Source organism: Lysinibacillus sp. NPDC097214, from assembly GCF_050277945.1.
Classification (GTDB): Bacteria; Bacillota; Bacilli; order Bacillales_A; family Planococcaceae; genus Lysinibacillus; species Lysinibacillus xylanilyticus_B.
On the sequence record NZ_JBNNSS010000001.1, the window covers coordinates 606,681 to 629,324 of the forward strand.

Sequence of the window (22,644 nt, forward strand, 5' to 3'; positions counted from 1 at the left end):
CGACAAAGCGCCCAATCGGAACGGAAATCAACCACACGTTATGGTGAAAGCCGCAATTTTAACGATTTCACCATATTCTTGCAATTACAGTTGTGATTACTTTTATTAACTACTTAACAAATCCATATAAAACGATTCCTGTTGCCACTGCTACATTTAAAGACTCCGCTTGTCCCAAAATTGGAATAATAATATTTTGATCTGTCATTGAAAGTAGTTGTGGTTGAATACCACTACCTTCATTCCCCATCATTATCGCGAATGCACCAGTATGTTCAATATCACTATAGACAACTGCATCCTCATCTAAAGCAGTTCCAAATACTGGCACATCATTGTCTTGCAGCTGCTCAATCCATTCCTCTAAATCGCCACGAAGGACAGGAATGTGGAAATGTGAACCTTGCGCAGAGCGAAGCGTTTTAGGATTATATATATCAGCACAGCCCTTGCCGAGAATTACTGCATCCAAACCAGCTGCATCCGCAGTACGAATCATCGTCCCAATATTCCCTGGATCTTGGACAGCATCAATTAGTAGCACCTTGCGCCATGAAGCCATTACATCATCTTCTAACAAAGGCTGCTTACAAACTGCAAATACACCTTGAGATGTCTCCGTTTCAGCAAACTCTTTGACAACAGCCGCTGTTACTTCTATGGTCGCTACATTATCGATCGGCCAAAGCATTGGTAAATCTACACCTTCACGTACAATTAGCTGCAGTACCTGCTCCTTATTTTTTAATGCTTCCTCCACCAAATGGAATCCCTCTACTATGAATTCTCCAGATCTTTCACGCTCTTTCCGTGTTGTCGCTAACTTCTTCCAATATTTCACTAACGCATTTTGCGTAGATTCAATTTTTTTCATCGTTCCTCGTACCGCCTTTTTCCTATATAATGTTCATTATTATACAGTAGAAAACGACAATTACATAGTCATGCAAAAAACAGTTTAATTGTTATCTCTCCGTTTACCAATTATCGGAAAGAAAGCCCCCTAGCCGGAACGGAAATCAACCCCACGCTATGGCGATGAGCCATACATGCTAATAAATTTTGCCATCATCTGAATTTTGGGATGACATTTTGTTAAAACGTATACCATGTGAATAAGTTGATTGGAGTGGAGGCTGGGCGACTCCTCGGGGATTAGCGATAGAGGAACGAAGACTAAAACCATCACATCCTGTGATAACGCCTTCGTGACCAACATCCTGTTGCCCTAAGCTGCTCATCGGACGCCCCCAGGAAGCTTTGCTCTGTGCGAAAGCGAAGCGGCAGCAATTGTTTTATCTGTGCGAAAGCGTAGCGACAGCAACAACAAATGTTTTATCTGCGCGAAAGCGTAGCGGCAGCGACAAAGCGCCCAGCCGGAACGGAAATCAACCCCACGCTACGGAAATGAGCAAAGTTATTCCCTACTAGATAATGGGGGAATTCAGTGATATATGTTATAATTTTCAATATTTTAAGAATGCACAACGGGGATGAAAATAAATGAAAAAAAATGTACATGTAGTAGGTGCCATTATTGAAAATGAAAAGCATGAAATTTTTTGTGCGTTAAGAAATCCTAATATGGTACTAGCAAATTATTGGGAATTTCCTGGTGGTAAAATCGAAGAAGGCGAATCGCCTGAGCAAGCTTTATCTCGTGAAATATTAGAGGAATTTAATTGCTCTATACAAGTTGGGGAAAAGGTTGAGGATACCATTTATGAATATGAAAAATTTATAGTACGCCTAGAAACATTTAAAGCGTCGATTATAAAAGGTGAGCCGGTTCTACTTGAACATACTGCAATTAGGTGGGTTCCTCGACATGAACTTCTAAATCTTAATTTTGCTCCTGCTGATATTCCAGCGTTAAATAAAATACTTGCAGAAAAAAAACTTTAATCAACGGCATCACCAATCAGGCTTTTACAGGCAGTTAATGCGGGAGAAAAGAGCAGAATCCCCTCTACATTCTGCTCTTTCTATTTTCTATCCCCTCATTTAAAGCCATTTTTTATTTGGCGGAATACTTTGAGGAAAATTAAATACATTAAACGGATCGTATTTTCCCTTCACTTCTCTAAGCATTCTAAGATTACGACCATAATAGGCAGTTGGCCAATCTTTTATAAAACGATCTGGGAAATTTACATAATCACCAGTAGTGAAAGGTGATAAAGCCCGTCTTAAATTCTCCACCCACTGAATGTTTTTTTCTTCCTCTTTAGGCTTTTTCCACGAAGTAATATACTCCTGGGCAATTAAAGCATTTCTATAAAAATAAGCTGTTCGGCTTGGCGCAATTTGACTTACCGCTCCTCTAAGCGATTGCTGCCAAATAGACGCATTTCTATTGGGTGCGTTAGATAAAAATTCTTTCATTTGTACAATGGCAGCATGAGGGAATGGCCTTTCAATAAAGGATCCTGACCTTTTACGAAGGGCTGGTTTATTGCCGCTCGGTAAGTCAAAAAATTCTACAGCTTTACTATACGGTACTTCCTTTATCCATATATTCGTTGGTGAACCTGTTTTCCTTATAGGTCGGAGTAGTTTCTTTAGCGCAGATGCTGTACCTATAAACTCACCTTGAGCTACAATTTCTCCAACTTCCTTAGATTTAAGCTCAATTTGTGAGGTTAGGCGTTCATCTGTGTATGGTGCCCATTTTTGCCATGCGTCAAAGGCTCGTTCAAAATCTTCCCATCCCCATGTAATGGAGAAAATCGATACGTTAGAAATAGGATGCAGTTTAAATGTAAGAGCTGTAACGATGCCAAAATTCCCCCCGCCCCCGCCACAACTTGCCCAAAATAAATCACTATTTCTCTGCTTGTCAGCTTGGATTACTTCACCCCCTTCATGACCACTTGCAACAACCATTTCAAGTTCTAGTAGATTGTCACATGTTAGCCCAAATGGACGAGATAGCATGCCAATTCCTCCACCAAGCGTCAAACCAACAACCCCTACACTACCTTCAGTTCCGGCTGGGATTGTAAAACCATTTTCCGATAATACCCGATACACTTTTCCTAAATTAGCACCTGCTTCAATTCTCGCTGTCATTTCTTTCAGGTTAATTGTTATGTCATTCATTTCACTAACATCTATAACAAGACCTTCATTTAATAATGAATAATTTTCATAATTATGTCTCCCACTTCTAATTCGAAATAGTTCATTATTTTCTCTCGCCCATCTTAATGCGTTAACAACGTCTTTCCTATTTTGACAAAATACGATGATACTCGGAAATTTGGGATCATTTAAATTATTATTCGTTCTTGCTTGCTCATAATCCGGATCTTTAGGGGTAACAATTCTTCCTGTGAGCTTAACTTTCTTCAATATACAGCTCCTCTCTCAAGTGATGCATTGCATATGTTTTATCCTATGCATATCACTTGGAAAGAATATGAAGATTGAAATTTTTATCACGTAAATATGAAAGATAAATGCTCATTCTCTTTATTCATACATATGATGCTATATTGAAACCACTAAGGAGGTGTCCTAATGATTATTCATGTGGTGAGCGCTGGTGAAACACTTTGGCAAATTGCGCACAGCTATTTCGTACCTATCAATTCCATTATCCAATTAAACGCATTATCGAATCCAGATCAGTTAGCAATCGGACAATCACTCGTTATCCCCTCTCCATATACAACCCATATTGTAAAAAATGGAGACACTTTATGGTCGATTGCCAAACATTATGGAGTGACTATGCAATCAATTATCACAGAAAATCATTTAACGAATCCAGATGTTTTAACACCTGGAACTAGACTAGTTATTCCACCTACTACACACATTGTGCTACCAGGAGAGACTTTATCGCAAATTGCCACGCAATTTGGAACAACTGTGCAAGCAATTGTTTTAGAAAATGAAATTCCAAACCCAAACATGATTTATGCTGGTACGCATTTGATTATTCCAAGAGCAAAGCCCTCTATTGAAGTAAATGCTTATACGTATCAAGAGCCTAAAGAAGCTGTGCAGTCCATTAACGCGATTGGACATCTACTTACTTATTTTAGCCCCTTTGCTTATATGGTGAAGGAGGATGGAACACTACAGCCTATTAATGATAAAGAAATGATTGATGCAGCTATTAGCAAAAACATTACACCTATGCTGACACTTACGAATTTCTCTTCTACAGAAGCCGGTTCCAACTTATCACATGTCATTTTATCTAGTGCAGAATTAAGGAAAAAGGTTATCGACAACACTTTACAAGTGATGCAGGAAAAGGGTTATAAAGTTCTAAACGTCGATTTTGAAAACGTTCTTCCAGCAGATCGGGAAAATTATAACACTTTCCTCCAATTAGCTGTTGATACTCTTCATCCAAAAGGATTCCTAGTATCAACGGCACTTGCGCCAAAAACGAGCGCAACGCAGGCAGGCACTTTATATGAGGCACATGATTATAAGGCACACGGAAGAATTGCAGACTTTGTTATTTTGATGACATATGAATGGGGATATCGACTTGGTCCACCACAAGCAATTTCACCTATTAACGAAATGAGAAAAGTTGTGGAATATGCATTATCAGTTATGCCTGCTGACAAAATATTTTTAGGCTTTCAAATTTATGCTCGCGATTGGCTTCTACCGCATGTTAAAGGTCAAGAGGCAGAAACATTCAGCTCTCAAGAAGCCATTAACAGAGCAATAAAACATGGCGCAACCATTCAATATGATAGGACGGCACAGTCGCCTTATTTCCGATATGTCGATGAACAAGGTAGAAATCATGAGGTATGGTTTGAAGATGCTAGAAGTGCACAAGCTAAGTTTGACATGACGAAGCAATATAATCTTCGAGGTATTAGTTATTGGGCATTAGGTTTTCCTTTCCCTCAAAACTGGGCGCTATTAAATAATGATTTTTCGATTAAAAAGGTTTCATTATAAAACGTTTAGGTTGATTTCGGTAGACCAGACGCTTTCTAGGATGTCCGATGAGCTTTTTTAGTCAAAAAGTTGTTGATTACGAAGGCGTTATCATGGCATAGTTTACTCATTTTAAGCTGTACTATTAACCCAAAAAAGTTCTAAACATTTCTACAATATATTCTTACCTTTCCCCAGTTTTTCCCATGATAAAAAATCGAATTCAAAGCCATATTAAGAAATATCAAAACGAAAGGAGCAACTAAACATGGGAAGAGACAATAAGCAAGGGCAAAGCGCTAACAAAGGATCATTGCCTCAAACGCCAAAAAACCAAAAAATAGCGCCTAACAAAGTTAGTGAAGCAGCCAATGAAGAATTTTCTCAAGAGTTTATGAACCTTATTAATTCGGTCACTAAAGAAGGCAAGACAAAAAAATAAGGGGGGCTTCAAGTGGTTTTTGAACGTGCACAAGAAATTGTCGCCTCACCAAAAGAATATGAAGTAAGCTATAATGGCGTATCTATTTGGATTGACAAGCTTCACGATGATGGTAAAACTGCAACTGTTCATTTACGGCGTTCTTTAGAGGAACGATCCGAAGTGGACATAGGAGAATTAAAGGAAGAGTACCTCGTACATTAGACTTTATAAAAAACTGCTTACTTCCTGTGATGAAGTAAGCAGTTTTCATTTTGTTGAAAAACTATTAAGTCAATAAATTAAGGTAGGTATCCTATTTAAATAAAGTACTGCACTTCGGCAAAACGAGTGTTTGATTTCCGTTCCGACTAGGCGCTTTGTAGCTGACGCTTTGCTTTCGCTACAGAAAACATTTGCCGTTGACGCTTCGCTTTCGCGCAGAGCAGAGCTTCCTGGGGGCGTCGGGCAACAGGATGTTGGTCACGAAGGCGTTATCACAGGATGTGATGGTCTTAGCCTTCGTTCCTCTATCGCTGATCCCCGAGGAGTCGCCTAGTCTCCACTCCAATCAAACACTCCACATAGTGTGTATATTCTGGCATGTCATTCTAATTTCTATCCATCACTTTGACGGTTCTATCCACGACTTTGGCTGTTCTATCCACGATTTTGATGGTTCTATCCACGACTTTGGCTGCTCTATCCACGATTTTGACGGTTCTATCCACGATTTTGACGGTTCTATCCACGACTTTGGCTGCTCTATCCGTCGCTTTGACGATACTTTCCGTCGCTTCGGATCTTCTTTCCGTCGCTTTTGCCTTTCTATCCATCGCTTAACTTTTCACCTCTGATAATCCCAAGTTTAAATTACGAAATCCTCTTCATATCTAAACTCTTTTAAAACATTTCTTGCTCGACGATGTAACTCGTTAAAGTTATTGGAAATCTCTTCAGCGGAAATAGGCTTACTAAATAAATAGCCCTGAATATAATCGCAACCACCGTCTATAAGGAAAGCAAGCTGCTCCACTTCTTCAATTCCTTCGGCAACAACCTTTAATCTTAAATGCTTCGCCATTGATAAAATCATCGAAACGAGCGCTTCATCATTTGGATTATGTTGAATATTTCGTACGAACGCCCGGTCAATTTTTACGCAATCTATCGGAAAATCTTTTAAATATGAAAGCGACGAATACCCTGTCCCAAAGTCATCAACAGCGATTTGGATACCAATTGCCTTTAATTCATGAAGTAGCTGTGTTATTTGATCGATGTTCATCGTCATACTTTCCGTAATTTCTAATTGTAAGTATTTTGGTTCTAATTTTGTACATTGTAAAATTTCTTGTACCATATGTACTAAATCTTGCTGGAATAATTGACCGATAGATAAATTCACGGCAACTTTCATCGGTGGCAAACCTTGCTCATTCCATATTTTCGCTTGAGAGCATGCCGTCTCTAAAATCCATTTCCCTAAAGGAATAATAAGGCCAGATTCTTCGGCAATTGGGATAAACAACTCAGGTGAAACAAAACCACGAGTTGGATGACGCCAACGTACTAGCGCTTCCACCGATTCAATTTTACCCGTTTTTAAATTTACTTGCGGCTGAAAATCTAAGTAAAATTCTTCATTAGCTAATGCTTTATGGAGCTCTTGTTCAAGCAATAGACGATCAGCAAGACCATTTGACATATACGGCTTATAAAAAAGAACTCTTTGAGGTATTTGGCTCGCTTCCCTCATCGCTAACTGAGCATGCATTAAAAGCTCTTCACCTGAGCAATTTTCTTCATGCGGGGCAATTCCAATATTAAGATTCCCGTTGAGTGTGAATAGTTGTACTTGTAATGGTCTTTGCATAGCGCTCTTCAAATTCAAGCAAAATTGTACTAACTCTTCTCTCGTCTTCACATGATTAATATAAATAATAAACTGCCCCTCAAGAAGCTTTGTAGCAAAATAATGAGGCGGTAATATAGCTTGAATTCTCTCTGCTACGAGCTTCATCATTGTATTAGAATAATTAATACCTATAGATGAGCGGATAGCAGCAAGGCGATCAATCTCAATTGCAATGATTGCTCTTTGACGACCATTGTCATGTGAATCCTCTTTTAAGGTTTTCAATAATAAATGTTCATTTGGAAACTTTGTAATATCATCGTGAAAAGCTTGAAAATGAAGCTCCTGCTGCGATTGCTCAAGGTCTTGCTTTATTTTTAAAAGTTGTTGATATGGTTTTTCAACAGTTGTATAGTAAATGGCTTTTAGGAAAAAGAAGAATGCAAAAAATTGATAAATTAATGCTGAAAAGCCCCAAATTGATTGCAAATCTTGGATGAACGCAAAGAAAATATCACTAATAATTAAGTAAATTGAAGCGCTAATAAGCCAGATAACTCGTTTGGGTAACTGTTTTATATACTTACTTAAAATCACTATCGTTATAACTTGTAAGACAGCAGACATGGAATGAACAATAGTGCCAGCTTTTAACAACAATTGTGCTTCAAGTAAAAAATATGTAGAAGAGAAATACACTAATAAATAGCACAGTAGTACAAATAATAAGGAACTGCCATATGTATAAATTCGATCATTCATCGTTAAGCGTTTTTTGGGCATTAAAATAATAAATAGAAAACCGATTGATAAACATACACGCATTAATAAATGTAACAATGTTTCCATATAGTTTGTTTCAGCCGTTGGAAATTGAGCAATAACCAAGCTCACCATTTCCAACAAGGCGATAATAAAAAATAAATTACCTATGTATAATGTTTGATTTGATAATAAGTGAGAAAAAATGAGCCAAGATTGAATAGCGATTGCCATTGTAAAAACAATTATTAGTATTTGTATAATCAAGTTCAAACAAATGTAACTTTCTTCCTTAAAAAAACCAAATACCTGATTGCTTAAACCTAATAGTGGCATGACTAGGAATAATGGCAATACTATATACCAAATTTCTTTCTTTTCTATCTCTAATCGATTCAATCCTTGTTCCAACAGAAACCCTCCATACCAATATTCATCAAATTATACGGGTAATATCACCTATATAAAGGGAAAATAAAACTAAAAATTGTACTTTTTTTTGACTTATTACGAATCATAGCATTTTTATTGGATGTTGTATGCAAATTTAATAAGTATGCCAATATTCATTTTTCTCTGAAATCAGCATACTTATAATGCTTTATGGCACTATTCGTCTATAGAATATAACAACTCGCGAAGCTTAATCATTATTCTTGTACGTCTTTTTTTAACTGCCTCTACAGATAAACCTAGTTCTTTAGCAATTTCCAAGTAACTATAACCTTCTACATAAAAAAGTAGTAATATTTTTCTTTCCTCAAATTTCAAATGAGACATAATACATTCTATAAGAACTGGATTTCTTTCACTTATTGCATGATCCCGAATATAATTTATCGTTTCATGATCCATAGGTGTATTCATATTTTCAAAACTCTTTTCTTTTGAAAGTTCTTTTAAGATTTCTCCTTTAACAGTTGTATAAATATAAGCAGAAAACAGTCCTTTTGTTTGATCCACTTTACGCCAAGCATTCCACACGGCTATGGATGCTATATGACGATAATACTCAAAATCCTTATAAATTTGGCACTTTAACAAAATCGACGTAATCATCGGCTGGACTAATTCTAAAACTTCATCAAATGGTAGTTCAGGTGATATCTTTTGTTTATTTTGCTGTGTTGTCATCTTATTGTCCTGTCGACTGTGCACAGTCCATTATTCCTAGGTACCTCTATCTTAGGTATTATGCTACGAGGATGTCGAACAGCCCTTTTACCAATATGAACAACAAGTTTTCATAAGCACTTTTTAATATTTATACACAATAATAGTGTGATATTTCAAAAATCATATGTTTTAACTTCTTTCAGCAGATGTCTTTTGTAGTGAAAGCGAAGCGTCAGCTACAGAAGTTAAAGCCTCCGGCGGATGTCACGGAAATCGGGAAGGAGTTCTTTGTGCATGCACAAAGCCGATTCCGGACGCAATTATGCCGAGGCATAATTGATCTGTAACTCTATACATATTTCTTAAAAGGTTGGACAAATTACTACTAAGGAGGCGAAATAGATGAATTTTCAAATAAGAGATGCGATTACGACAAACGTACATGGTCAATCAGCGGCTGAATTTAAGGATATTGTCGAGGATGCAATTAATCGTGGTGAAGAGCATTTACTACCAGGGCTTGGTGTGTTTTTCGAAAAATGGTGGCAGCAATCTAGTCCTACTGAGCAGGATGCATTTGTTCAAAAACTTGAAAAAGTTTTTGCTCACTAATTTTTTATAGGCGGTTCATTCCATTTCCAATTAATGCATGGTAAAGTTTAATTTATCAGAAAATTAGGAGGGATTGGAATGACTGTTGCTGTAGAATTAATAGTAAATCAACTAAAAAAGGTTTTATCCGAAGAACAGGTGTCAACAAACGAAACAGTGCGACAGCTACACGGAAAGGATGAATCTCATCATAAAATGAGTTTACCAGATGTCGTTGCCTTTCCTCGTTCCACGGCCGATGTCAGTGCCATCTTAAAAATTGCGCATGCAGAACGTGTACCAGTCGTACCTTTTGGTGTTGGCTCAAGCTTAGAAGGTAATGCAATTCCCATTGCAAATGGCATTTCTATCGATTTCTCTGAAATGAATGCTATTTTAGAAATTCGACCAGATGACCTGCTAGTAAAAGTACAACCGGGTGTAACACGTGCCCAATTGAATAAAGAATTAAAAAAACATGGACTTCAATTCACAGTTGACCCGGGTGCTGATGCTACACTTGGTGGAATGGCAGCAACGAATGCCAGCGGGACAACCGCAGTACGCTACGGTGTTATGCGTGATCAAGTACGAGACTTAGAGGTTGTACTCGCAGATGGTTCAGTTATTCATACCGGTAGCTTAGCTGCAAAGTCTTCTTCTGGTTATCACTTGAATGGCCTTTTCATTGGCTCTGAGGGTACGCTAGGTTGCTTTACAGAGTTAACTTTACAAGTCTATGGTATACCCGAATTTGTAGCGGCGGGACGTGCAGTTTTTGCGACAGTTGGCGATGCTGTCAGTGCAGTAACCGCATTGCTGCAAGTGGGCATTTCAATTGGCCGTGTTGAACTGGTCGATGAAGCCTCTATTAAACAAGCAAATGTTTATAATGAAACATCCTATGATGAAAAACCAACATTATTTTTAGAATTTCACGGAAATGAAGCTGGTATGCATGCAGATATAGAATTTGCTAAAGAAATTTTTGAGGACTTTGACTGTCTTTCTGTTGAATTTGAACATGACAATGCAGCTCGTAATAAGCTATGGGAGGCGCGCCATTCATTGGCCTATGCATATATCCATGCCTATCCGGGGAAAAAGCTTATGTCAACTGATGTTTGTGTGCCGATATCTATGCTTGCTGAGTCCGTTTTGTATGCTCGTGAACAGCTTGAGGATGTTGGTCTTGCAGGCGGAATTGTAGGTCACGTAGGAGACGGTAACTTCCACGCCTTGTTAATGTTAGATCCAAACGATGCTGAGGAGCAAGCAAAAGCCAACCGCTTCAATGAACATATCGTCCAATTTGCTTTACTGCGTGGTGGCACTTGTACTGGTGAACATGGTGTTGGTATTGGAAAAATGAAATATCAGTCTACAGAGCATGGAACATCTTTATTAGTGATGAAGAGCATAAAGGCAGCACTTGATCCACATAACATTATGAATCCAGGGAAAATTTTCAACTTATAAGGTAGATACTTAAAACACGATCTCGCCATGAAAGGAGAGACCGTGTTTATTTTTGGAGATTATCGACTGTTACGCTCCGTCCCTAATGCGCTTGGTATCATCGTTTCAACCAGGTAATCTCCTTCTTCAAATATTATTTTTTTCAACTCAATACCGAAAAATTCCTTCATCCTTACTTCTGTCATTACCTCTTGTACTTTACCGTAGTTGACGCCTTTTTCTTTTGCAGTCATCAAGACTCGGTCTGCTAGATAAAATGCATGATTTGGGTAATGGGTATTAATTATACATGAAATTCCACGTTCCTTTGATAAACGCTTAATCGTTTGTAAAATAACTATTTGTTTTTGAATATCCAAATGTGACTCCGGTTCATCTAAAATCAAAACTTCTGGTTCTGAAACAAGTGTTCTTGCAATTAAAGCTAACTGCAATTCACCACCACTAATTTCATTGCATGATTTTTTAGCAAGATGTAAAATATCAACCATCTCAAGTGCTTGATGAGCCGCTTCCAAATCCTTCGCGGATGGCTGAGCAAGGGTACTAATATACGGAGCTCTCCCCATAACGACAAGCTCTTCTACAGAAAATCCAAATACCATTTTATGCGCTTGGGGCACATATCCAACACGTTTCCATAGTTCTTTACGATTTAATGTTGCAAGTGATTTGCCGTCTATGAAAGTTTCTCCTTTTTTCCATTCAAGTAACCCAGTTATACATTTTAACATCGTCGTTTTCCCTGCTCCGTTCGGACCTAGAATCGCCATTATTTCACCAGGCTCCAATGAGAAATTGATGTCTTGTGCATATAAATCAGGTAATTTTTTTCGTCTTTTTTCATAATGATAATTACCGTTTATCACTTCAATTTTCATGCCCAGCCTCCTCCTGAACGGCGTAATAAATAAGCGAAGAACGGCGCTCCTATAATTGCTGTTAAAATAGATAAAGGTATTTCTGTTGCTGTTAATGAACGGGCTAAATCATCAATTATTAATAAATAAATACTACCAATAGCTACAGATACAGGTAATACAAATTGATTGTTATTCCCGACTAGCATACGTGCAACATGTGGAATAATTAAACCGACCCAACCAACAATACCAGCAACGGCTACGGATGCGGCTGTAATTAAAGTCGCTCCTAAAATGACGAACCATTTTAAACGAGTAACGGGAATTCCCATTGATGCTGCCTCGTCCTCCGGCAATGTTAAAATATTCAATCGCCAGCGAAGCAAGTATAATAGTAAAATTCCAATTAATATAAGTGGTCCGCCAATATATAAATCCTTATAGGTCGCGGTACCAAGGCTCCCCATCAACCAGTAAGTAATGGCTGGAAGTTTTTCCTCTGGATCGGCCAAAAATTTTGTTAAGGAAATTAATGCATTAAAGAGTGCAGATGTAACAACACCAGCTAAGACAAACATAAAAATCGGTGCGTTTTTCTTTGCCCCTGCAATTAAATACGTAAAGCCAATTGCACCTAGTCCAAAAATCAGTGCCATCATTTGTGCAATAAAGTTTTGTCCAAATAACAATATACCAAGCGATGCTCCAAACCCTGCACCCGCTGAAACACCTAATATATCAGGAGATACTAGTGGATTTCCAAACATACCTTGAAAGCCTGCACCCGCAATCGATAAACCACCGCCAATTAATAAAGCAAGTAAGATTCGAGGTAACCGAATATTCATCACTACAGTTTCTTCCATACTTGTCCACGTTTGTTCAATAGGAAATACTTGAGCAGCTAAGATTTTAATAATATGCTCCAAGCTTACCTCAAATCGTCCAACACCGAGAGAAACGATTGCTACCAAAATCGGTAGCAGCCATAAAAGTAACATTTTCCATTTCTTCATTTAGCAATCCGTCCTTAATATTTCGCTGCATCTGAAGAAGGATTTAAAATAGAGTGGACTTCCTCATCTGAAACATCAAATTCATAGAAATCCTTATAGTAAGCTTTAATCTCATCTTCTATTTTATAGTTAAATAATGTTGGGTGATTTTTTTGCGCCAGCCATTTTAGCATTAATGGCGCATCGCCACTTGGTGGGAACCAACGATAAATACCTAATGGAATTTTATAAACTTTCCCCTCTTGAACAGCTTTCACCTGACTCCAATCCTGTCCATCTACCTTGTTTTTAAGTAAGTCCTCTGGCTGCGTTTCAGTGAAGTTAGTGATATAAATGATATCTGGATTCCAAGCGTAGATTTGCTCCATATTTACTTCTTTCTTTCCTTGTACATCATTTTCAGCAACGTCTACAGCTCCTGTTGCGTTAAGCCATTGATTACCGAAAAAATTTTTACCACCAACAGTAATCGATTTATCATTATGCATATGTAAAATCATTGCTCGTGGCTTGTCCTGTGTGGCAACATCTTTCAATTTAGTATTAAGTTCGGACTGTACTTTTTTACCTTCATCTAAGAAACGGTCAGCCCGGTCAGTAGTTCCTGTAATTTGGCTCGTTAACGTCAACCAGCTATTGAATGTTGCTAAAGGCTCCGCAGCAGCAGCATCAATTGCTTTTACAGCAACAACAGGGATTCCGGCCTCTGAAATTTTATTAATAGAATCCTCATTTGTTGAAATCTCAACATATAGTTGAGGATTCACTTTCATTAATTCTTCCATATTCACTTCACCATTTTGAATAAACGATGTTTCTGCTTTTAAAACATCTGGTGAGATTTTGGCTAAAATTGAATTTTTCGCGGCATTATACGAATTTGGATGCATACCAACAATTTCTTTCGTTGAGTTTGTAGCGACATACCATGTAGAGAAATAAGGTAATATTCCTCCTGTCACGACACGATCAATTTTGCCTGGTACTGTTACTTCACGCCCAAGCTGATCCGTCACAATTTTTTCCTCTACTGTTGACTGAACTTCCGCTTTTGAAGATTCAGCAGATTGATTTGAAGATGATCCTCCATCTTGACTGCCACATGCTGCAAGCATTGCAGTTAATGCTAGCGTAGCTAAATAACCATATTTTTTCATTAATTCTCTTCCTCTCTTAACCATTTTGCCATTCCGTGTAAAAAGGGCTTCGACTGATCGATAAAACCAAGCCCAATATGGAACATTGGATCTAGTGTTGTGACAACTAATTCACCTTTAAAACTTACGTTGTCGATATAAAATAGTGAACGACCACCTGGTATATCTAGTAATGATTGCGCACCAACTGGTGGTAAAAACGAACCATGATAATGCCACTTCATATCATGAAGCGTTATATAGTTAAATAATGGATGTGTTGTATTTTGCTCGCTCATTGGTAAATCGCCGCCTTCGCGTACCCACCAGCTGAAATTCACTTCCGAATCCTCCCAATCAATTGTAGGAAACCAATTATCTAATATCTCACCAAAAATAATGAGTCGCTTACCCGATTCAATAAATGAGATAAGCTGCGATTGATAACGTCTCAAATGGGGAATATCAAGGCGACATGATAAAATCAATGTGTCATAATCTGCTAAATCATATCGATGTAATTCACGAATATGTAAAATATCATCATATAAATAATGAAATTCTTGGTCTTCAAAAAATCGGTTTTGAAAGGGTAATCCATTTGTTACGATACCAATCATTGTGTCTCCACTCCCTTCAATTGATTGCGCTCATACTCTTCTCGGATGCATGTAAGCATTTGCAAACTTAAATATCGCGAGGAATTATCTTCATCGATAAATACCCGATAAATATCCGTCCCTGCACCTGCAAAAATTGTGCCATTTGTCGAATCACGATCCATATAAATGATAGTTGCACCACTTTGATCCGTCACAAGTACTTCTGCATGTAATGGAATCTTTTCGAAATAACCACGAGAAAAAAATCCTCGAACTCCTTTACGGTAGTTAATGTCATAAGCATCAATACCTGCGAATAATGGATGTATTGGCTCTTTTATAATTATTTCACGATCCTTTAACGGAATCGGAGAACGCTTCCAGTTAGGAACTCCTACTAGCCAAGGTAATGATGTCTCTGTGAGTGAAAAAATAACGCCGCCCTGAGATAAATATTGATTCAAAACATTTTTATGCTCTAATAAAAATTGCTCCTCTACTAAATTAGTAATAATTAAGCCTGCGTAGGCACGTAAATCGGTATACGGTAAATCGTATAAATATAAAAATGTTAATCCTCGCTTTCGATCCTCATCTGTCAGTCTCGAAAACTGTATATCAATACCAACATAAGCAATTGGTTGCAAAACGAACCCTTCTTTCTATTCAGATTTCATTGAAAATGATTATCATTTGCATCTAAATACATATTACAGTATAGTGATAATGATTATCATTGTCAAATTAGTTTTATGCACTCCCTTTTGTTTCCATAACATTAGAAGAGGATTCTTTCCATGAACAATATTCAAAGAGCATAAAATATTTTTTCAATATAATTTACTACTTAACACTTTATTTTTGGAGGAATAAATATGAGTGACCCAATTTCGATACTAAAACTAGACCCTGGACATGCTTTCGGTGTGAATGGTCGTATGCAAAAAGATACAGGTAATGAATCAAAAATAATTGATCAATATGATTTTGCATATGCAAATTTGGAGAATGTGGATGTTATCCTAATACCAAACTTTATTGATCAAGAATTTTTGTATAGTCAACGTGAGAAGATTGCTACCTTTTTAGAAGAGAAAAAAATCGTAGTGTATTGTGGCCATCTATTCCGTGAATGGCTACCAGGCTGCGGTCCATTTATGCCACAGCTTATTCGTAATTATAAAGATTATGAGGTTTTTCCGACTGCAGATTCATCTATTTTCCAAGGTGTAACTACTGAAGATATGACATTTAAAAAAGGAGTTGCTGGCTTTTTTGCACGTGGTTATCATCACGCACCAGAAGATGCAGAAATATTACTTACTTTCTCAAATGGTAAAGCGGTTACATATGTAGATCGTTCTACAACAAATGGTACCATTTTAGTCCATGCAGGACGGGATTTACTAGGCTATGCTAATGAAAACAAATCAACTGACCTTATTCGTCCCCAATTTTTAGCATGGCTTGAAGCAGAAGTACAATCATTAAAGGAGAGCACAGTACAATGAGAAAAATCGGTGTTATATATAGTGGTAATGAGTCACATTATCGGACGTTCCATGAACCAAAATTCAATCAATATATAAAAAAATTAATTTATCATCCTAATTTCCTAGAAACGGACATCGACGACTTAGACGTACTGATTGTTCCCTCTCAATTAAATTACAAACTGTTACTTGCTAGCGTGACAAAAATACAATCATTTGCTGATAAAGGTGGAATAGTAGTTGCATTTGGACCGCAGCCATGGAGTTGGTTGCCAGCACAACAATGGGAAGAGCGACCAACAAATTTTTGGTGGTGGCTTGAAAAAGATGCTTCAAGTGGTCTAGTATTACAACAACCAAAACATCCTCTATTTAACGGTTATTTAACACTCGCTGACTGCACATGGCATCAACATGGCGTTTTCTGGCCTCCTGAGAATGCAGATATTTTAATATCGACGGAAGATGGTGGTGCTGTTTTATATATTGATACTACCTCTACTGGCGGAACATGGATTATTACGACATTAGATCCTGATTTCCATTTCGGATCTTACTTTATGCCAGCAACCGAGCGTTTCTTTGAAGGCTTTTTCCCATACTTAGCCTATGGGAAAATTTCATAAGCGCTGATTTAAAAGTAAATGCCATAGAAAAGGGTGAATCAACCCTTTCCTATGGCATAAAAAATTATACAGGAATTTATAAATCATAGCGGAAACTTTTTACAAGCTTATCTCCCTTATTAAACTCTTTAGATTCATCTCTTACAAAGCCCAGCGATAAATAAAGATTAATAGCAGCCTGCATAATATCACCTGAGTGTAAATATAATGCTTGATCCTGACGATTGCGTGCAAAGTCGAAGCTTTCATGCAATAATTTTTTAGCAACACCTAGCCCTCTACCTTTAGGATGGACGCCCAGTAAGCGTACAATAGTAGACTTTATATCAAGCTCCGGCAAACCATATGCTTTTTCAGAATCTGTAAATAATTGCAGACCTCCAACAATCTCATCGCCACGCTTTGCTACTAAAATGGTTTCTGCATTAGGATTACCAACAGATGCGCGAATATCACTTAAGTACGATGCCCAGTCCTCTGGGTTTTCATATTCTTTTTCATATTGTGCATAACTCTCTACTAGAACCTCTAAATACCGTGCATAGTCTTCCTCTTTCAAATGCTCAATCACTATTTCAGCTACTGTCATCGTTCATTCCCCTTTTCTATTTAATCGACTATATACCAATTATGCCTCAGCATAATTGCGTCACTTAGCTTGAGTTCCTCTGTTGAGCGGATGTTTAGATACCTGTACCTGTCGCTACGCTTTTGGTACAAAAGACATTCGCCAAAAAGAAGTTAAATGCCGCCCTTACTATAGGCAGTTACTCTTTTCTCAATACGATGTGCAAGCCATTCAACGATCGCTGAAACACCCCAATAAATTAGCCCGACAGCGATAAATGCCTCCAAAAACTTTAAATTAATAGAAGCAACTATATTCGCAACCCCAGTTAACTCTTTGACCGAAAGGAAAAATGCTAGTGACGTGGCATGTAAGAAACCAATAAAGACATTTGTGAAGTTAGGAATGGATTTACTAAATGCTTGGGGTAATATATAGCGTCGCATCGCCTGTGAAAATGTTAAACCGACTGCATAAGCTGCCTCTAGCTGTCCCTTTGGTACACTTAAAATACCGGACCGAATTATTTCGGAAGCATAAGCTCCTGCACTTAGCGTCAATGCCAAAATAACAAAAACTAAAATAGGGATAGAGCTTGATTGGAACTCAATTTTTAAAGCCCTTGCAATGATATCAACAACAATTGGTATCCCAAAATAAACAAGCATAATGTGCATAATGATAGGTGTGCCTCTAAAAAAAGATACATAAAAATTCAACAATGGTGCGAGAATTTTTGTTTGTTGTATCCGAACAAAAGCAACGATTATGCCGATTAAAGTGCCTAATAAGACAGGTGTAACTGCCATGAACAAAGTTAATGGTAATACTTTACTAATTTCTTTTAAGGCTTCAAAAATAAAAGCAATATCTATAGTCATAGCTTCTCCCCCTAGCTAGATGCAGCTTCCTTTGGCATATATCGATTAAGATACCGTTCGTTGCGTTTTAATATTTTTTCTAGCAGTATAACAATGACAAAATAAACGATGGACAGCGCCAAATAGATCTCTAACGCCCTTGTTGTGGAAGCAATAAGTGTTTCTCCACGTCCCACCATATCCATGACACCAATTGAAAATGCTAAAGAAGTATCCTTTAATGAACTAATCATCGTATTAGCCATATTGGGAAAGGCAACACGAATCGCCTGAGGGAGAACAATACGTTGAAAAGCCTGTATTCCACTTAATCCAACTGAATAAGCTGCCTCCATTTGTCCACGATCAACTGTTAAAATAGCCGCTCTAAAAATCTCAGAAAACGATGCAGCATTGCTCAACGTATAAGTAATAATTACAAAATACATAGCATCCATTCTTGTTACATCAATATGCACAAGCTTTAATAATGCTGGTATACCATAAAACACTAAAAACAATTGCACTAATATCGGCGTACCTCGAATAAACGAAATATAAATCGTTATGATTTGCTTCAAAACTGGTATGTGTAGCAGCTTTGGTATAGCGATTACTATACCAAGCAGCATGCCAAAAAGAATGGCGAACACTAAAATTTCGAGTGTAACTGGCAAATACTGAAGCAATATTGGAAGTACTTTTGCGATTAGCGTGAAGTCAAAGTCATTAGCCATACTTCCTTCTCCCTCTCCTATTTCGTTTAGAAGTCTACCGTATAATCGTCACCAAGCCATTTCTTACTTAGCTTACTAATGACGCCTTCTGCCCTTAATTCTCGAATAGCATCATCAAGTCGCTCTTGTAAGACAGCCTCGTCTTTATTTAATAAGAAGTAAACTTTTGAATTTAATAAAGCATCTCCGACTACCTTCTCCTGTGCCTTATTGCTTTCGTTATAGTACTTTACTGCAAATGGTGTTGTAATGATTGCATCAATTCGACCTGTTGCAAGTTGATTGTGGACATCAACCGAGCTGGACGAATAGACAATATTAGCACCTAAATTATGTTCCTTATTATATTTCTCTAAATAGACAGCAGAGTTACTAGTTGGTGAAACACTAACGTTTTTCCCCTTCAAATCATCAATGGATTGAATAGACTTGTTTTTTGCATTGACTGTTACTTGTAATGGAAATACATTATAAAGTTCTTTATTAAAGAGGAATTTCTCCTCTCGTTCACTATTGACTTCCATTTGATGGGCAATAAAGTCAATTTTCCTTGTCTCTAAACTTAGTAATAAACTTGAAAATTCCATTGTTTTAAATTCAAACTCATATTCTGGTAGCTTCTCATCAATGGCGCGAACAAGCTCCACATCATAACCGGTTAAATTCCCCTTGTCATCAATGAAGCAGATATTTGGAAATTGGGTTCCTGTACCAACAATAATTTTTTGAACGCCCTTTCCACCTTGTGCTGCATTATTTTCACTAGTATCCCCTTCGGACTTTTCCGTACTTGAACAAGCTGTTAAAAGTAAAACTAGCAACGCTAATAAATAAAATGATATTTTTTTCATAAAATCCCTCTCTTCTTATGCATGCGATGGTAGATCAACAGCAAGTACTGCTTTTAAATGCTCCAGTCCAATTTCTGTTACTGCTTTAAAGACGCCATTTGCTCCAATTTCGACAACCGGAACATAACGGACACCATATTTTGCTTCTAAGATGTCACGGAATGCGTCATTATGTGTTACATCCACTGTTTTGTAAGAAATACCTTGTTGTTGTAAATATGTTTTCACTTCATCACAATAACTACAGCCTTGCTTTGACCAAACAATTACATCTATATTTTTTGCCATGTTCATTTCCTCCTTAGCTTACCGCTTCTTTTTGCTGTAAATTTACTGGACTTAAAAGCTCAAATGATCGTTCACGTTCTAATTCCTTCAACACAGGCGTATGCAAAATAAACTCATCAATTTGATAGCGCTCATGAAAATCATCTAATATCGTTTTAATCTCTTCTGGAGTACCGTATACAATATCTGCATCATATTGCTTCACCGTAAATGTCTCACCAGATTCCTGACCAAATTTCTCTGCTAGCTCTATCGATTGTAATGTTAGGCTTCTGCCACTCGCTAAATGCACCTTCGTAATTTTTTGATCACCAATTAACTCTTTCGCTTCTTCTTTTGTAGGGGCTGCAATGGCCGCAATAGAGATGGCAAAATGACCGTTTGGATAATGCGCGCGATAAGCTGTAGCTGCTTGTGCTAACACATCATTGTCACTATTAATAAACCGAGCAAAGACAAACGCAATGCCTAGTGTGCCTGCAAGTGCGGCACTTTGTGGACTTGCTCCAAGTAAAAATAACGTTGGCTTTACCTTTGGAATCGGTGTTGCCTGTAAGCCAGATAACTCGTGTTCCGACGGTATTGTTTGATCAATTAATTGCTGTAAAAATGTTAATCTTTCCTCGAAATCTTCGCCTTTATTGAACGTACCATATTGCAACGCCTTCGTAGATAGGGGTAAACCACCCGGTGCTTTCCCTAAGCCTAAATCAACTCGGCCTGGCTCCAATGATGCGAGAACGTGAAAATTTTCCGCTACTTTGTATGGGCTGTAGTGCTGTAGCATCACTCCGCCCGACCCAATATTGATAGACTTTGTTTTAGCAAGGAGATAAGATACTAATACTTCTGGAGATGACCCCGCTAATGTATCTGTATTATGGTGCTCTGACACCCAAAAGCGTGAGTAGCCCCATTGCTCCGCTTTTTGTGCTAGAGCCACTGTTTTTTGTAAAGTCTGTTCGTTTGTTGCATCCTCAATAATAGGGCTTTGATCTAATATGCCTAATGAATAGCTCATACATTGCCTCCTTAATCACTTTTATTCATATACATTTACTATGTTTTTAGACAGACTGTTTGACATAACGGCTTTCTTTAAATGGTAAACCTAAGTTACCGCGTAATGTGTCTGCCTCATATTCTTTACGATACAGCCCTCTTGTTTGTAAAATCGGCACAACCTTATCTACAAAATCATCCAGTGCTCCAGGTACAGTAACCCCTATAATAAAGCCATCAGCCGCCTCATGTTCAAACCATTCCTGCACGAGGTCAGCAACATGCTCTGGCGTACCAAAGAATGCTGTTTTTGGAGTTGCTTCACGTAAAGCAACTTGTCGCAATGTTAGCTCTTCTTGTTTGGCATATTTTTTAATATAATCAGTCGTACTTCTAAAGCTATTTGCTCCTATATCACCAAGCTCTGGGAACGGAGCATCTACATCATATTGTGTAAAATCATGATGATCAAAATATCGACCAAGATAAGCAAGTGCACGCTCTATCGAGACGAGCTCAACGATTTCCTGATACTTCGCTTCTGCTTCCTCAAGCGTATCGCCAATAATTGGAGAGATTCCTGGGAAAATTTTCACTTCATCTGGATTGCGTCCAAATGCTGCAACCTCAGTCTTTACCCTTTTATAAAATTTCTGTGACTCTTCTAATGACGTACCATGTGTAAAAATTGCGTCTGCATCCTTTGCCGCTAATCGAATACCCGCATCTGAAGAACCCGCTTGGAAAATAACAGGCTGCCCCTGCTTAGAGCGCGCAATATTTAGCGGACCTTGTACTGAAAAATAGTTGCCCTGATGATTCAATGTGTGTAGCTTAGTTGCATCAAAAAATACATCATTTTCAACATCTGCAATGAAAGCATCGTCTTCCCACGAATCCCACAATCCCCTTGCTACTTCTAAATATTCCTCAGCAATTTGATAACGCTCTGCGTGACTAGGATGCTGCTCAATTGTTTTATTGTAGTTTAAGGCAGTACTTTCTAATGGTGTCGTTACGACGTTCCATCCTGCACGGCCCCCGCTAATATGATCTAAAGAGGCAAATTGTCGTGCCACTGTAAATGGTTCACTATAGGAGGTAGATACAGTACCTACTAACCCGATGTTTTTAGTGGCTACTGCTAGCGCCGAAAGAATTGTTATTGGCTCGAAACGATTTAAAAAATGAGGAATCGATTTTTCATTGATGAACAAACCATCCGCAATAAAAGCAACATCAAATTTCCCCTGCTCTGCCTTTTGTGCCTGCTGAATATAAAACGGCAAGCTTACACTTTGATTGCTAGCCACTTTAGGATGACGCCAACTTGAAATATTACCACCTACACCATGAATAATAGCCCCGAATCGAATGTTGTCCTGTCTTACCATATTTGTTCCTCCTCAAATTTTATTTTTACTAAACATAGTGGTTAAGTATGTTTTATATTTAAAA

The 22,644-nt window shown here is 37.9% G+C and carries 25 protein-coding genes; 9 read left to right on the plus strand and 16 right to left on the minus strand.

All coding sequences use genetic code 11. The features are described from left to right. Positions 1-109: 109 nt before the first annotated feature. A complete protein-coding gene (locus ACQKMI_RS02925) occupies positions 110-874 on the minus strand; it encodes an RNA methyltransferase (protein WP_323649004.1) in 765 nt (254 codons plus the stop codon). Between the two features lie 629 nt (positions 875-1,503). Here ACQKMI_RS02925 and ACQKMI_RS02930 point away from each other — a divergent pair. Continuing rightward, positions 1,504-1,905: a (deoxy)nucleoside triphosphate pyrophosphohydrolase gene (locus ACQKMI_RS02930; RefSeq protein WP_427487137.1), complete on the plus strand. Its 402-nt coding sequence runs from the start codon at positions 1,504-1,506 to the stop codon at positions 1,903-1,905. Positions 1,906-2,004: 99 nt separating this feature from the next. Here ACQKMI_RS02930 and ACQKMI_RS02935 read toward each other — a convergent pair whose 3' ends face one another. After that, the gene (locus ACQKMI_RS02935) at positions 2,005-3,354 is read right to left on the minus strand and encodes an FAD-binding oxidoreductase (RefSeq protein WP_427487138.1); all 1,350 of its coding nucleotides are present in this window, start codon (positions 3,352-3,354) and stop codon (positions 2,005-2,007) included. Positions 3,355-3,522: 168 nt separating this feature from the next. Between ACQKMI_RS02935 and ACQKMI_RS02940 the strand changes: the two genes are divergently transcribed. The 4 genes from ACQKMI_RS02940 to ACQKMI_RS02955 all read left to right on the plus strand — a co-directional run bounded on the left by ACQKMI_RS02940 (position 3,523) and on the right by ACQKMI_RS02955 (position 6,195). Then, positions 3,523-4,938: a LysM peptidoglycan-binding domain-containing protein gene (locus tag ACQKMI_RS02940; protein ID WP_427487140.1), complete on the plus strand. Its 1,416-nt coding sequence runs from the start codon at positions 3,523-3,525 to the stop codon at positions 4,936-4,938. Positions 4,939-5,185: 247 nt separating this feature from the next. Beyond that, positions 5,186-5,359 carry a hypothetical protein gene (locus ACQKMI_RS02945; protein ID WP_323649010.1) on the plus strand — a complete coding sequence of 58 codons (174 nt, stop codon included), beginning with the start codon at positions 5,186-5,188 and terminating at the stop codon, positions 5,357-5,359. A 12-nt stretch (positions 5,360-5,371) separates the two neighbouring features. Beyond that, positions 5,372-5,563, plus strand: coding sequence for an H-type small acid-soluble spore protein (locus ACQKMI_RS02950; RefSeq protein ID WP_323649011.1), 192 nt, complete (start codon positions 5,372-5,374; stop codon positions 5,561-5,563). Positions 5,564-5,925: 362 nt separating this feature from the next. Further along, entirely contained in the window at positions 5,926-6,195 is a 270-nt protein-coding gene (locus tag ACQKMI_RS02955; RefSeq protein WP_427487142.1) for a hypothetical protein, read from the plus strand. An 11-nt stretch (positions 6,196-6,206) separates the two neighbouring features. Here the strand turns inward: ACQKMI_RS02955 and ACQKMI_RS02960 are convergent, their stop codons facing one another. Both ACQKMI_RS02960 and ACQKMI_RS02965 read right to left on the minus strand, forming a co-directional pair. Continuing rightward, complete coding sequence (locus ACQKMI_RS02960; protein ID WP_427487144.1) at positions 6,207-8,369, minus strand: bifunctional diguanylate cyclase/phosphodiesterase; 2,163 nt, start codon at positions 8,367-8,369, stop codon at positions 6,207-6,209. A gap of 198 nt (positions 8,370-8,567) precedes the next feature. Then, positions 8,568-9,092, minus strand: coding sequence for a sigma-70 family RNA polymerase sigma factor (locus ACQKMI_RS02965; RefSeq protein ID WP_427487145.1), 525 nt, complete (start codon positions 9,090-9,092; stop codon positions 8,568-8,570). Positions 9,093-9,476: 384 nt separating this feature from the next. Here ACQKMI_RS02965 and sspI point away from each other — a divergent pair, with 384 nt between their 5' ends. Beyond that, entirely contained in the window at positions 9,477-9,686 is a 210-nt protein-coding gene (sspI, locus tag ACQKMI_RS02970; protein ID WP_323649017.1) for a small acid-soluble spore protein SspI, read from the plus strand. Positions 9,687-9,764: 78 nt separating this feature from the next. Then, complete coding sequence (locus ACQKMI_RS02975) at positions 9,765-11,144, plus strand: FAD-binding oxidoreductase (protein WP_427487146.1); 1,380 nt, start codon at positions 9,765-9,767, stop codon at positions 11,142-11,144. 59 nt (positions 11,145-11,203) lie between these two features. On the opposite strand, the gene ACQKMI_RS02980 is transcribed toward ACQKMI_RS02975, so the two are convergent. From ACQKMI_RS02980 to ACQKMI_RS03000, 5 genes are read right to left on the minus strand one after another with little or no spacing between them, the layout of a single operon-like run. Beyond that, on the minus strand, positions 11,204-12,025 hold the full coding sequence (locus ACQKMI_RS02980) for an ABC transporter ATP-binding protein (protein WP_427487147.1): 822 nt from the start codon (positions 12,023-12,025) through the stop codon (positions 11,204-11,206). Continuing rightward, positions 12,022-13,023 (minus strand): FecCD family ABC transporter permease, encoded by a 1,002-nt coding sequence (locus ACQKMI_RS02985; protein ID WP_427487148.1) that lies wholly within the window; start codon positions 13,021-13,023, stop codon positions 12,022-12,024. The genes ACQKMI_RS02980 and ACQKMI_RS02985 overlap by 4 nt, the downstream gene beginning before the upstream one ends. A gap of 14 nt (positions 13,024-13,037) precedes the next feature. Beyond that, entirely contained in the window at positions 13,038-14,180 is a 1,143-nt protein-coding gene (locus tag ACQKMI_RS02990) for an ABC transporter substrate-binding protein (protein WP_427487149.1), read from the minus strand. Further along, entirely contained in the window at positions 14,180-14,779 is a 600-nt protein-coding gene (locus ACQKMI_RS02995) for a hypothetical protein (protein WP_427487150.1), read from the minus strand. The genes ACQKMI_RS02990 and ACQKMI_RS02995 overlap by 1 nt, the downstream gene beginning before the upstream one ends. After that, entirely contained in the window at positions 14,776-15,408 is a 633-nt protein-coding gene (locus tag ACQKMI_RS03000) for a hypothetical protein (RefSeq protein ID WP_427487151.1), read from the minus strand. The genes ACQKMI_RS02995 and ACQKMI_RS03000 overlap by 4 nt, the downstream gene beginning before the upstream one ends. 228 nt (positions 15,409-15,636) lie before the next feature. On the opposite strand from ACQKMI_RS03000, the gene ACQKMI_RS03005 reads away from it, so the two are divergent. Together ACQKMI_RS03005 and ACQKMI_RS03010 are read left to right on the plus strand one after the other, a co-directional pair. After that, positions 15,637-16,272 (plus strand): hypothetical protein, encoded by a 636-nt coding sequence (locus ACQKMI_RS03005; protein ID WP_427487153.1) that lies wholly within the window; start codon positions 15,637-15,639, stop codon positions 16,270-16,272. Further along, positions 16,269-16,880 carry a hypothetical protein gene (locus ACQKMI_RS03010; RefSeq protein ID WP_427487154.1) on the plus strand — a complete coding sequence of 204 codons (612 nt, stop codon included), beginning with the start codon at positions 16,269-16,271 and terminating at the stop codon, positions 16,878-16,880. Before ACQKMI_RS03005 ends, ACQKMI_RS03010 begins: the two co-directional genes overlap by 4 nt. A gap of 76 nt (positions 16,881-16,956) precedes the next feature. On the opposite strand, the gene ACQKMI_RS03015 is transcribed toward ACQKMI_RS03010, so the two are convergent. The 7 genes from ACQKMI_RS03015 to ACQKMI_RS03045 form a co-directional block, all read right to left on the minus strand. Next, positions 16,957-17,469, minus strand: coding sequence for an N-acetyltransferase family protein (locus tag ACQKMI_RS03015; RefSeq protein ID WP_427487155.1), 513 nt, complete (start codon positions 17,467-17,469; stop codon positions 16,957-16,959). 152 nt (positions 17,470-17,621) lie between these two features. Continuing rightward, a complete protein-coding gene (locus ACQKMI_RS03020; protein WP_427487156.1) occupies positions 17,622-18,329 on the minus strand; it encodes an amino acid ABC transporter permease in 708 nt (235 codons plus the stop codon). A gap of 11 nt (positions 18,330-18,340) precedes the next feature. Next, positions 18,341-19,045 carry an amino acid ABC transporter permease gene (locus tag ACQKMI_RS03025; RefSeq protein WP_427487158.1) on the minus strand — a complete coding sequence of 235 codons (705 nt, stop codon included), beginning with the start codon at positions 19,043-19,045 and terminating at the stop codon, positions 18,341-18,343. Between the two features lie 26 nt (positions 19,046-19,071). Next, the gene (locus ACQKMI_RS03030; RefSeq protein WP_427487159.1) at positions 19,072-19,896 is read right to left on the minus strand and encodes a transporter substrate-binding domain-containing protein; all 825 of its coding nucleotides are present in this window, start codon (positions 19,894-19,896) and stop codon (positions 19,072-19,074) included. 15 nt (positions 19,897-19,911) lie between these two features. Continuing rightward, positions 19,912-20,184 (minus strand): glutaredoxin family protein, encoded by a 273-nt coding sequence (locus ACQKMI_RS03035; RefSeq protein ID WP_427487160.1) that lies wholly within the window; start codon positions 20,182-20,184, stop codon positions 19,912-19,914. 13 nt (positions 20,185-20,197) lie between these two features. Continuing rightward, complete coding sequence (locus ACQKMI_RS03040) at positions 20,198-21,205, minus strand: LLM class flavin-dependent oxidoreductase (protein ID WP_427487161.1); 1,008 nt, start codon at positions 21,203-21,205, stop codon at positions 20,198-20,200. A gap of 46 nt (positions 21,206-21,251) precedes the next feature. Beyond that, entirely contained in the window at positions 21,252-22,580 is a 1,329-nt protein-coding gene (locus ACQKMI_RS03045) for an LLM class flavin-dependent oxidoreductase (protein WP_427487162.1), read from the minus strand. Positions 22,581-22,644: the final 64 nt, after the last annotated feature.

What these genes read in the sequence shown, in the direction of transcription:
- ACQKMI_RS02995 (WP_427487150.1), bottom strand. Translation starts at nt 14,779, where the DNA reads ATGATTGGTATCGTAACAAATGGATTACCCTTTCAAAACCGATTTTTT.
- ACQKMI_RS02965 (WP_427487145.1), bottom strand. Translation starts at nt 9,092, where the DNA reads ATGACAACACAGCAAAATAAACAAAAGATATCACCTGAACTACCATTT.
- ACQKMI_RS03030 (WP_427487159.1), bottom strand. Translation starts at nt 19,896, where the DNA reads ATGAAAAAAATATCATTTTATTTATTAGCGTTGCTAGTTTTACTTTTA.
- ACQKMI_RS03015 (WP_427487155.1), bottom strand. Translation starts at nt 17,469, where the DNA reads ATGACAGTAGCTGAAATAGTGATTGAGCATTTGAAAGAGGAAGACTAT.
- ACQKMI_RS02990 (WP_427487149.1), bottom strand. Translation starts at nt 14,180, where the DNA reads ATGAAAAAATATGGTTATTTAGCTACGCTAGCATTAACTGCAATGCTT.
- sspI (WP_323649017.1), top strand. Translation starts at nt 9,477, where the DNA reads ATGAATTTTCAAATAAGAGATGCGATTACGACAAACGTACATGGTCAA.
- ACQKMI_RS03045 (WP_427487162.1), bottom strand. Translation starts at nt 22,580, where the DNA reads ATGGTAAGACAGGACAACATTCGATTCGGGGCTATTATTCATGGTGTA.
- ACQKMI_RS02980 (WP_427487147.1), bottom strand. Translation starts at nt 12,025, where the DNA reads ATGAAAATTGAAGTGATAAACGGTAATTATCATTATGAAAAAAGACGA.
- ACQKMI_RS03025 (WP_427487158.1), bottom strand. Translation starts at nt 19,045, where the DNA reads ATGGCTAATGACTTTGACTTCACGCTAATCGCAAAAGTACTTCCAATA.
- ACQKMI_RS02975 (WP_427487146.1), top strand. Translation starts at nt 9,765, where the DNA reads ATGACTGTTGCTGTAGAATTAATAGTAAATCAACTAAAAAAGGTTTTA.
- ACQKMI_RS03005 (WP_427487153.1), top strand. Translation starts at nt 15,637, where the DNA reads ATGAGTGACCCAATTTCGATACTAAAACTAGACCCTGGACATGCTTTC.
- ACQKMI_RS03010 (WP_427487154.1), top strand. Translation starts at nt 16,269, where the DNA reads ATGAGAAAAATCGGTGTTATATATAGTGGTAATGAGTCACATTATCGG.
- ACQKMI_RS02945 (WP_323649010.1), top strand. Translation starts at nt 5,186, where the DNA reads ATGGGAAGAGACAATAAGCAAGGGCAAAGCGCTAACAAAGGATCATTG.
- ACQKMI_RS02985 (WP_427487148.1), bottom strand. Translation starts at nt 13,023, where the DNA reads ATGAAGAAATGGAAAATGTTACTTTTATGGCTGCTACCGATTTTGGTA.
- ACQKMI_RS03035 (WP_427487160.1), bottom strand. Translation starts at nt 20,184, where the DNA reads ATGGCAAAAAATATAGATGTAATTGTTTGGTCAAAGCAAGGCTGTAGT.
- ACQKMI_RS02930 (WP_427487137.1), top strand. Translation starts at nt 1,504, where the DNA reads ATGAAAAAAAATGTACATGTAGTAGGTGCCATTATTGAAAATGAAAAG.
- ACQKMI_RS03020 (WP_427487156.1), bottom strand. Translation starts at nt 18,329, where the DNA reads ATGACTATAGATATTGCTTTTATTTTTGAAGCCTTAAAAGAAATTAGT.
- ACQKMI_RS02940 (WP_427487140.1), top strand. Translation starts at nt 3,523, where the DNA reads ATGATTATTCATGTGGTGAGCGCTGGTGAAACACTTTGGCAAATTGCG.
- ACQKMI_RS02925 (WP_323649004.1), bottom strand. Translation starts at nt 874, where the DNA reads ATGAAAAAAATTGAATCTACGCAAAATGCGTTAGTGAAATATTGGAAG.
- ACQKMI_RS03040 (WP_427487161.1), bottom strand. Translation starts at nt 21,205, where the DNA reads ATGAGCTATTCATTAGGCATATTAGATCAAAGCCCTATTATTGAGGAT.